The organism is Methylobacterium sp. C33D (assembly GCF_053345825.1).
In genome coordinates this window covers 1-9,212 of record NZ_JBKFAV010000077.1, presented here as the reverse complement: position 1 = coordinate 9,212, position 9,212 = coordinate 1, and the positions used below count along the sequence as shown (strand labels likewise).

General features: G+C 61.7%; 6 protein-coding genes and 4 pseudogenes. 6 read left to right on the top strand and 4 right to left on the bottom strand.

Annotation, left to right across the window (positions count from 1 at the left end):
• Positions 1–113: 113 nt before the first annotated feature.
• From ACLBXO_RS31035 to ACLBXO_RS31015, 5 genes and pseudogenes are all read left to right on the top strand, one after another.
• Positions 114–428: pseudogene (locus ACLBXO_RS31035) on the top strand (IS66 family transposase); the annotation flags it as partial.
• A gap of 255 nt (positions 429–683) precedes the next feature.
• Positions 684–1,376 carry a hypothetical protein gene (locus ACLBXO_RS31030; protein ID WP_447687828.1) on the top strand — a complete coding sequence of 231 codons (693 nt, stop codon included), beginning with the start codon at positions 684–686 and terminating at the stop codon, positions 1,374–1,376.
• Between the two features lies 1 nt (position 1,377).
• A complete protein-coding gene (locus tag ACLBXO_RS31025) occupies positions 1,378–3,273 on the top strand; it encodes a glycosyltransferase (protein ID WP_447687827.1) in 1,896 nt (631 codons plus the stop codon).
• A 25-nt stretch (positions 3,274–3,298) separates the two neighbouring features.
• Positions 3,299–5,350, top strand: a complete 2,052-nt coding sequence (locus ACLBXO_RS31020) for a glycosyltransferase (protein ID WP_447687826.1) — start codon at positions 3,299–3,301, stop codon at positions 5,348–5,350.
• Complete coding sequence (locus ACLBXO_RS31015) at positions 5,347–6,243, top strand: hypothetical protein (RefSeq protein ID WP_447687825.1); 897 nt, start codon at positions 5,347–5,349, stop codon at positions 6,241–6,243. The genes ACLBXO_RS31020 and ACLBXO_RS31015 overlap by 4 nt, the downstream gene beginning before the upstream one ends.
• Before the next feature lie 160 nt (positions 6,244–6,403).
• Here the strand turns inward: ACLBXO_RS31015 and ACLBXO_RS31010 are convergent.
• The 3 genes and pseudogenes from ACLBXO_RS31010 to ACLBXO_RS31000 all read right to left on the bottom strand — a co-directional run.
• A protein-coding gene (locus ACLBXO_RS31010; protein WP_447687824.1) for an IS5 family transposase occupies positions 6,404–7,158 on the bottom strand; the annotation gives its coding sequence in 2 pieces (ribosomal slippage) (positions 6,404–6,825 and positions 6,825–7,158; 756 coding nt in all).
• A gap of 91 nt (positions 7,159–7,249) precedes the next feature.
• Positions 7,250–8,007: pseudogene (locus tag ACLBXO_RS31005) on the bottom strand (IS5 family transposase).
• 86 nt (positions 8,008–8,093) lie between these two features.
• Positions 8,094–8,702 (bottom strand): annotated as a pseudogene (locus ACLBXO_RS31000) (IS630 family transposase); the annotation flags it as partial.
• 30 nt (positions 8,703–8,732) lie between these two features.
• On the opposite strand from ACLBXO_RS31000, the pseudogene ACLBXO_RS30995 reads away from it, so the two are divergent.
• Positions 8,733–9,083, top strand: a pseudogene (locus ACLBXO_RS30995) (integrase core domain-containing protein); the annotation flags it as partial.
• 16 nt (positions 9,084–9,099) lie between these two features.
• Here ACLBXO_RS30995 and ACLBXO_RS30990 read toward each other — a convergent pair.
• Positions 9,100–9,212 (bottom strand): transposase domain-containing protein (locus ACLBXO_RS30990; protein WP_447687751.1); only part of this gene is annotated, 113 nt, incomplete at its 5' end.

Sequence of the window (9,212 nt, the reverse complement as noted above, 5' to 3'; positions counted from 1 at the left end):
TCTCCAGCAGGGCGACCGCTTCGCGTTTAAACTCGGGCGTGAACTCTCGTCTCGTCTTCGCCATCCGACACATTCCCCGCTCAGCATGAGCGTATCAGAGGTGTCCGCGATGCCGAGGGAGGATCAAACGACGCTTACCCTTCCTCGCTACGCCGAGCCGCTGTGACCTGACCCACGATCTGCAGGCCAAGATCAGCCGCGCCCGCGATCAGCTCTTGGTGTTCCTCGCCTATCCCGGGAAGGTCGAGCCGACGAACAACGGCTCCGAGCGGCTGCTTCGTCCGGCCGTCGTGCAGCGGAAGGTGACCAACGGCTACCGCGCCATGTGGGCGGCTGAGGGCGAGGCCGCCATCCGCGCCGTCGTCGACACCGCCCGCATCACAGGCAGCAGTCCCTTCGGCTCAATCCTCAAAACCGTCGGCGCTTGAACCCTGCCATCATAGGCGTGGGTAATTACCTCCTTCACGACGGATTACATAAGCGGCCGAAGCCATTCTGATACGTGTTGATTGACCGACGGGCCTGAAAGGCGTTAGGCACAGTGACGCTCTTGCGTGCCATCTTTGAGGAGTGCAGAGTAGCCTGTGTGGTTCGTCGCATGTTCTTAAGTTTATTTTACATTAGGTGTCGGCACCTTATGTATCGAGTGAAGAAATTCAATCGATTTCAGCAGTTGCTATCCCATGCAATGTGAGAATGATCCTGATGCCGGCTCGATCGCGCACATCGCCGACGGGATTGCCGTGTTGCGAGTGCCGATGCGTAATTCCTACGCGATCCCGCTGGAAATATTGGTTCCGCGTTGTGTTGATTTAATAGCTTGGTGTTTTGTCAATTTTGGTAAAAATGCCGATTTGCCCGCTCATTGTCTTCTTGTCGTGAGCTGCTCGAGTGATTTCGATTTTCGGCATTGCTCATCGGTGGCGCTCCGCACCCATATTCGAGATCGCCTTATCCGGTTGCTAGAAGCTCCTGTCCCGCTGTCATCCGGGGAGACCCTGGTGCTCGCCCAAGCGGTGCTGGCGGCCGTCGCGCCGAACACCGTGCATCGCCTTGCTGCTCTGCTGCCCGCGCTCGCTCCCGAGCTAGACGCAATCTGCGCGGATTCATCCGCTTCATGCGATTGTGAGCTGGTCTGGTCTGAGGACGCGGGCGCACCGGCTGCCGTCGGCCTCGATTACGTTCCGACCTGTCTCATAGCTCGCGAGGCCGGAGGTTACACCTACGCTGTGGTTGAGGCAGTGCGGATGCGCGCAGGGCCGCGGGCTGCTATGAAGCTGACGCTCGCCTCGCCACTTGACCTGCGCCGCCCTGGGGACGCCATCCTTATCGGAAGCGGGCGCTATGGAGTGGCGCGGATCGCGGGAGCTAAGTGAGGTGGTGGCTGATATCGGGAAGCCGACTGTTTTAGTCGTGGCGCCTATGCCAGTTGCTCCAACGAGCGCAGGCAATCGCCGCCGGCTCCTCGCCACCTGTGAGGCCCTACAACGTGGTGGATTCGCGATCGACCTAGCCTATCTTCAACACGAGGATCAGATCTACCGCCGCTTTGGCCAGCAGCCGCCGACGGATGCCGCGGCTATGACAGCGGCTTTCCAACGAACCTTTTTTATTCCGGCAGCGACCCCGATACCGTTGAAAACGTGGGCGACCGGCTTCTCGATTGACGCGTGGTGTCCCGACGAAGCGGTCCGCTTCGGGGAATGGTATTTCGCCGAGTACCCCGAGACCTGTGCGATTATCGTCAACTACGTCTTCCTCTCACGATGCCTCGACGTAGTGCCGGCAGGCGTGCAGCGTATCGTCGACACGCACGACCGTTTCGCGGATCGCCAGCTGCAGTATCGTCCCTTTCGGAGCGAGCCGAATTTCTTCTACACGGACCGGGCATCCGAGGCGGCCGGCTTGTCGCGAGCGGATGTCGTGTTGGCGATTCAGGCGACGGAGGCCGCCTATTTCCGGGAGCTGGTCGACCGCGAGGTCCGGCTTCTGCCGCCTCTCTTCGCCGAGCGGAAGCCGTTTCGCGCGCCTCAGCGGCTGGCGACTCTCGGTTTCATTGGGCACGGCAATGACCCAAACCTCTTCTCGATCAGCAAGTTCGCCCATGCCTGGGCCGCAGTCTGGCACCGCGATCTGCCGGTTCTCGTGATTGCCGGTGAAATCTGCGGCAGTCTTACCGGGCTCGACCTGCCTGGGGTGCGCTTGGCGGGCTACGTTCCCGATGTCGAGGCCTTCTACGAGAAGATCGACGCGGTGATTGCGCCGATGCTGATGGGAAGCGGACTGAAGATGAAGGTGGCCGAGGCTCTGTCCATGGGGCGGCCGGTGATCGGCACCCGGATCGCCTTCGAGGGGTTCGACGTCTCCCACCCGGCTCACCGACTGGACGGGGTTTCTGACGCCATCTCGGCCATCCTGAGACTGCACAACGACGCCAAGGGTCTCGCAACTCTGACCGCTGTCTGTGCTGACCTACTCTCCCGCTACAACGCCGTCGCTGAGGCATGCGAAGCGGAGTGGCTCGCTGCGATCCCGCGCCGGCCCTCACGCTCTGCACGCCTGCGGGTCGACGCCGAATCATCGGTCCGGAGATCTGTGAGCCTCGGTTCGGTCTGCCTGTCCGAGGAGTGGTCCCTACGGTCCCTGCCGACCGAGGATGAAGAACTCGGCGTGCTCGTGGCGACCGAGCAACTATCGCCTGTAGCCGCACGCGCAGCACGCTACGCGCCGGAGCGCCGGCGCTGGTTCGCCAAGTCGGGGCCGACCAGGATGTCCGATCGCGGTCAGCAGCTTTCGGTTTCGGAGGTGCGCGGAACTTCGATCAGCTTCGCGCCAGAGTGGGTACGCGGCCGCACGCTGTCGCAAGAGGCGCGCGAGGCGCTCGCCGCCTTCTTCAGCGACATTCAGGCGGATTGGACGACGCAGGCACGCACGATCGGGATTGGACCCGACGCGCTCACCATCGTGTCCAATGTACCAAGCTTCCTCCTCACCGGCTCCAGGCCCACTGCATGTTTCGTCGTAGCCGCCGGGCGAGCACGAGAAATGCGCCTGTCTAATGTCACCGCCTTGACACGCTCGCCCGGCCTCGGTTTTACGGCGGAGCGCACCGACCTCACCCTCGTTCCCGCTGCGCTAACCCTCACCTCACCTGGAACCAGCACACCGGACCGCTCAGAAGCAGGACCTGTGACTCCTTCAGCGCCGCCTCGTCCGGAGATGCTCCTCCTCTTGAGCGACGATCTGATCGGGCGTCTGACCATCGCGGCCTAGCCCGCAAAGACACCAACGGGCCCCAATGAGCAAAATCGAGACAGTCGACCCCCATTATGGGCGCCTCACCGCGCTCGTCGAGGCACGTCTCGTAAGCAACGCTCTCGCGCGCAACCGCTTGCGCATTGGCTTCACGCCAGCGTCTCACCCCGTCGTTTCGATTGTGATCGTCTCGTACGGCGCCCCTGAGATCCTGATACTGACGCTTTACCGCTTAGCCGCCCAGCAAGTTCTCACGGATATCCCCTTTGAGGTGATACTGGTCGACAACGGGTCAGGCAAGGAAACACAAGATTTCCTCGCTACGCTTGATGGCGTTGAAATTATTCGTAACGCGAAAAATGTTGGCTACGGGCCAGCATGTAATCGCGGGGCTACCGCAGCACGTGGTCGTTATCTGCTGTTTCTCAACCCCGACGTGGAGCTCTTGCCAGGCGCGATCAGCGCTCTGATCGAACCTTTCAAGGACCCGACGGTCGGCATCGTCGGAGCCCACCTGGTGTTTCCCGGTGGCTATCTCCAGGAATGCGGCGCGTTTTTCCGGGATGATGCACAGGTAACTCATCCGTATGGCCGTGGCGATCCCGATCCCCTCCTGCCCGAAGGAGCGTTCCAGCGCGAGGTCGGATACGTCTCGGGTGCGGTCATGGCCGTTGAGCGTACCTTGTTCGCGGAACTTGGCGGCTTCGATGATGTTTTCGCCCCGGCCTACTTCGAGGACACGGATTTATGCGTGCGCTGCCATCAGGCAGGTCGTCGGGTCGTGTACCAGCCCCGGGCGAGCGCGATACATTTCGAAAATGCAACAACGCCACTGCGATCGGAGGTCGAGGCTCTCATCGACCGCAACCGCGAGCGCTTTCTCGACCGGCACCGAGCGTGGCTGTTTCCGCAGGCAGGAGCGCCGCCTCGCTTCGGCGATCGAACACACGACGCCTGGGCGCTTAAAGTGCTTTACGTCGACGATTCTGTACCCCACGTTGATCTCGGCGCAGGAATGCCGCGGGCGAACTTCACCGTCGGTGCGATGGCCCGCCTGGGTTATCACGTGACCGTCTACCCGGTGCATCGCGGCGACGCCGAAATAGCTCAACGCTACCGCGATTTGCCGGACTCCGTCGAGATTCTTGACTCCAAAGAAGGCTCCGGGCTCGTACACCTCATCGATGAGCGGCCGGACTATTACGACGTCTTATGGGTAAGCCGTCCCCATAACATTGATCTTATTTGTGAGATATTTCTCAATCGAGACGTTTCATTGCGTGATTATTTCCGCAGCAAGATCATTTTCGACTCAGAAGCATTATTCTGCTTGCGTGATTTCTTGGAGGAGACGGTGCGAGACGGGCATGGCATCGCTGCGCGTTTCATAGAACAGGCTCGGCGCGAGACGCGCAACTTTGTCCAAGCCGATCATGTGGTCTGCGTCTCAGACGCCGAAGCTCGTCTGCTGCAAAGCCAGGGTGTCACCAACACGGCTGTTCTTGGCCACGCGTTCTATCCGCGCGCAAACGACCTCGCAACGTTCGGCGATCGAAGCGGGTTTCTATTCGTCGGTTCGCTGCAGCACCCAAGTTCGCCCAATGTCGACTCGCTGTTGTGGTTCCTAGACGCCGTCTGGCCGAAGCTGCGTGAGCTTGTACCCCATGCACAATTCACCATCGTCGGCCATGTTGCTTCAGGCGTTAGTCCCCGCCTGACCGCGCCAAACGTCATGGTTACGGGTCGGATTCCTGATCTGACAACCCTGTCCGACAGGGCGCGTGTCTTCGTGGCGCCCACTCGGTTTGCCGCAGGTATGCCTCACAAAGTCCACGCCGCGATCGCACAAGGGCTGCCGTGCATGGTGACGCCGATCCTGGCTGAGCAAATCGGGTGGCCCGAGGGCACAGGCTACCTCAAACACGAGTGGCGCGACCCCATGGGCTTCGCCGCCGCGTTAGCTCATCTCCACAACGATGCAGAAACTTGGTCCCGGATCCAACGGGAAGGACTCGAGGCTGTGGCCCGGGATTGTGCGCCGACTTCCTTCGTTGCCAAGCTGCGCCAAATCTGCGAGGCGCCAACGTTCGCATGACAAAAAAAACAGTTTGGCAGCGCCTCGTCGGAATAACTTCGACGTTCGTTCGACGCGTCTTGATAGGACGGGTTCCAAAGCTCTTTGACGAAGGTTTTTACCTGCGAAAAAACGAGGATGTGGCTCGTTGGGGGATTGACCCATTTTTACATTATGTATGGCGTGGAGCGGCGCAGAACCGCGACGCGGCCGAGGATTTCGATACCGCGTTTTTTCGCGCACAGAGCGGCCCAACCCGCCTTGATCCGGTCAGGCACTATCTTCGCTTTGGGGCTGTCGCCGGACTCGACCCTAACCCCGGCTTTAGCAGTGCCTCTTACCTCATCCGCTATCCCGATATTGCAAGTTCAGGCATCAACCCGCTCTTGCATTACCGCACGGATGGCCGCCGAGAGGGCCGAATAGCCAGCCCCTCGGCATCGAAAACTCTGCAGATTCCGGCTCTACGAACTGTTCCTACCCGATACATTCATAAGTTGCCCTCTTGCGCCACGCAACCATTCACGATTAAGCTCTTGCGTGAGTTCGCGGCCGACGAGCGTTTCGAGTTCGCGCAGCGAGTGTGTGTTTTCCTACGCGTTACACACGATGAAGTCACGATCCTAGTGAGCGCGCTGGGTTCAATGCGCACAGGTTATCACACTGAGATTACGCTCGATATAGGTGAAAACTTCGGGACCAGCGATTCGACTGTCCAGTCGACCGAGAGCGCCGATCTGTACACGCGGCCGCAGCTCGATACGATACTTCTTGCTTTCGAGCAGTGCCATGTTACTAGGCAAGACAGCGTAAACCGAATCAGTTATGCGGAACTGCGGCTATGGGATCTCCGCGGCCATGAAGCTCGAGTTGCAGAAATCTTCCCTGCTGGATCATTCGAGTTTCAAGGTTGAGCGAGGTTGAATGCATTAGACCTGCGCCTATAAGCAGCTTTTTCCGAAGAGACGATTGCAACCCTGCGTCTTTACATGGGGATATTGCTTTGTAGGATAATATTCTGCGATATATTGAGAGGGCGGTTTAGATATAAGGAGCGCTAGGTAGGGGACTCATTCAGGTCCATGCGACGACACAGGAAACGAGTGCGACGGCGGCGAGGTAGTTGCAGGCCAAGCGGTCGTAGCGGGTCGCAACGCGCCGCCAGTTTTTGAGGTGTCCGAACAGCCGCTCGATCCGATTGCGCCGCCGGTAGGCGATCCGGCTGTGCTTGTAGGGTACCGTCCGGCTGGCCGTGGACGGGATGGTGGCGATCACCCGGTGGCTCTTCAGCCAATCCCTCAAGCTCTGCGCGTCGTAGGCCTTGTCGGCGATCAAACGCTTGGGCGGCACCACAGCGCGCAGCAGAGGCAGCGCCATGGTGATGTCGGCCACGTTGCCGGGCGTCAGGGCGAACGCGACCGGTCGGCCACGATCATCGGCCAAGCAATGGATTTTACTCGTGAACCCGCCCCGCGAGCGGCCGATCGCCTGGCTCGAGGCCCCCCTTTTCCGCCCGAAGCCGAGCGGTGGGCCTTCACGTGGGACGCGTCGAGCATCAATTCATCTGGCACAGGGCCTGTGGCCGAGATCTTGGCGAACAGCCCCTGCCAGATCCCGCGCTGAGACCACCGGTTGTAGCGGTTGTAGACCGTCGTGTGCGGACCGTAAGCGGAGGGGGTGTCCTGCCAGCGGCAGCCAACCTTCAGCACATGCAGGATGCCGCTGATCACTCGCCTGTCGTCGACCCGAGGCTTGCCCGGTTGGCCGTGAGGGAGGTGCGGCTCGATCCGCCCCCAGGCTTCATCGGAGAGCCAGAACAACCGTGCCATCGCGATCCTCCTGCGCTGGAAACCCCAATCTCAGGAAGGAAACGTAAGCGACAGCAATTGGTTGTATGAGTTCCCTACCTAGGTCGCGGACTCATAAAGCACGCAGCCAGACAGGCAGGGCTGCGAGTTTGACGCTGGCCAGGAAGTTGTCAGGATCCTTGTCGTAGCGCGTGGCGACGGCTCGGAAGTGCTTGATCTTGCTGAAGAAGCGCTCAACCATGTTGCGGTACTTGTACAGGAACGGGCTGAAGGGCAGCACCTGCTTGCGGTTGGGCATCGGCCTCACGTTTGCCCACGCCCCCTGCTCGGCCATCTGTGCTCGCAGCGCGTTACTGTCGTAGGCCCGGTCACCCAGCAGGATCTGACCTGCACCCAACCCGCCCAGCATGTCGGCCGCCGAACGCCCGTCATGCGCTTGGCCCTCCGTGATCTGGAGGGCCACGGGACGGCCCTCGGCATCCACCAGCGCGTGGATCTTGCTCGTCAGGCCGCCGCGCGAGCGACCCATGCCACCGGATCGGCCGTCTTTTTTTGGGCGCAGGCGGCGTGCTGGTGCACCCGCACGCTGGTGGCGTCGATCATCTGCAGGTCGCCCTCTTAAGCCTTTGACACGGCGTCCAGAAGCCGATCCCAGATGCCGCGCTTGCGCCAGCGCCGAAAACGGTTGCCGCAGGTCGTATGTGGGCCGTAGCGCGCCGGGATGTCGGCCCAGGGCGCGCCCGTGCGCAGCCGCCAGAAGATCCCGTTCAGCACCCGCCGATCATCCACGCGCTCCTTGCCGCGCACGTCCGTCGGCAACAGCGGTTCGATCACCGCCCACTCCGCATCCGTTAGGTCAAACCGCGCCATCCAAGTCCCTCCTGCTCAGAGGGCTAACAGCGCCGCACCTCACCCGTGCCAGCCGTTATGGGTTCGCGACCTAGAGCATTTTCGGTTCAATCGGGATCGTATCCTGCGGCGGCGAAGAAGTTGGCGCACTCGTTGGGTGCGACGGCGTCGAAGAGTCGCCCGATCGTGGCCCAGAGCGCCTCGACGGTGCGCTCGGCAGCCTTGCGCAGCAGCGCCTTGAGCTTAGAGAACGCCATCTCGATCGGGTTGAAGTCGGGCGAGTAGGGCGGCAGGAACAGCAACCGCGCCCCCGCCGCCTCGATCGCTGCACGTACCGCCGGACCCTTATGGCTGCCGAGGTTGTCCATCACCACGACGTCGCCGGGTGCAAGTTCAGGCAACAGGACTTGATCGACGTAGGCTTGGAAGGCGTCGCGGTTGATCGGCCCGTCGAGCACGAACGGCGCGGCGATGCCCGACAGGCGCAAGCCCGCCACGAGCGTCGTGGTTTTCCAGTAGCCGTGTGGCACAGGGGAGCGCAGCCGCTCGCCGCGCGGGCAGCGACCGCGGGTACGAGCCATGTTGGTGGCCGTCCAAGTCTCGTCGACGAACACGAGGCGGGCCGGGTCGAGGTCGGGTTGGGTCTCGAACCACGCCTCCCGCGCCGCCCTCACGTCCGGCGGCTCCTGCTCGGCAGCGTGAGCCGTCTTTTTTTGTACGTGAACCGCACCCCGTTTTGACCGGACGACCTGATGATCGCCTGCTGCGAGCGCCGGTTCGGCGCGACGAAGACCCCGCACCCAGTCGAGTGGCTGTCCGACAACGGCTCCGCCTACATCGCCAAGGAGACAGCCGAGACGGCCGCCGCGCTCGGCCTACGGCTGCTGTTCACCCCGATGCGTTCGCCGCAGAGCAACGGCATGGCGGAGGCGTTCGTGAAGACGCTCAAGCGGGACTATGCCCGCCTGGCCATCTTGGCCGACGCCGAGACCGTGATGCGGCTTCTGCCGGCTTGGTTCGAGGACTACAACACGATCCACCCGTACTCCGGCCTGCGCATGCTCTCGCCCCGAGAGTACCTCAGCCGGAGCGCCTAAACCGTAAGCGTCGTTCTCAGGCCACGGCCCTGAGGGGCTGCGGGGCGTAGGCCCAGGGCAGCAGGTCGTCGATATTGCTCTGCGGATGTCCGGCAACGATGCGGGTGATGACGTCGGTCAGGTAGGCCT

Coding starts and splice junctions, on each gene's coding strand:
- ACLBXO_RS31030 (WP_447687828.1), top strand. CDS start 684: ATGCAATGTGAGAATGATCCTGATGCCGGCTCGATCGCGCACATCGCC.
- ACLBXO_RS31020 (WP_447687826.1), top strand. CDS start 3,299: ATGAGCAAAATCGAGACAGTCGACCCCCATTATGGGCGCCTCACCGCG.
- ACLBXO_RS31015 (WP_447687825.1), top strand. CDS start 5,347: ATGACAAAAAAAACAGTTTGGCAGCGCCTCGTCGGAATAACTTCGACG.